Source organism: Pseudomonas sp. AC463 (assembly GCF_979253585.1).
Genome location: NZ_CEEDDZ010000581.1, coordinates 1 through 275, shown reverse-complemented (window position 1 = coordinate 275; position 275 = coordinate 1). Strand labels below are relative to the sequence as shown.

The 275-nt window shown below is 65.8% G+C and carries 1 protein-coding gene; it reads right to left on the bottom strand.

Annotation, left to right across the window (positions count from 1 at the left end; all coding sequences use genetic code 11):
* Positions 1–88 precede the first annotated feature (88 nt).
* The coding region (locus AC0IYH_RS31515) for a hypothetical protein (protein ID WP_471838170.1) at positions 89–275 on the bottom strand (187 nt) is incomplete at its 5' end.

The following is a 275-nucleotide window of genomic DNA, read 5'->3' as shown; positions in this document are numbered from 1 at the left end:
GCCGGCCTTGCACATTGCCAGCGCGATGCCCTTGTGATGGCGACCCTTTGCCCCCGACCAGTCGATCGCGGCGAAGCGGATGAAATGCTCAGGGACGATCGCCGAACGCCTTTCGCTGCGTCCGCGACGCGCGGTCCCACAACGCGCGGACGATGACCCGCTTCACCCGTTCCGGATCGTTGCTGCCGTAGCGGACCAGCAGTCCCGGCCAGTTCGCGTAGTGCGCCGTCTGCCAGAAGGTGTCCGGGTCGGTCTCCATCAGTATCGCTTTCTCC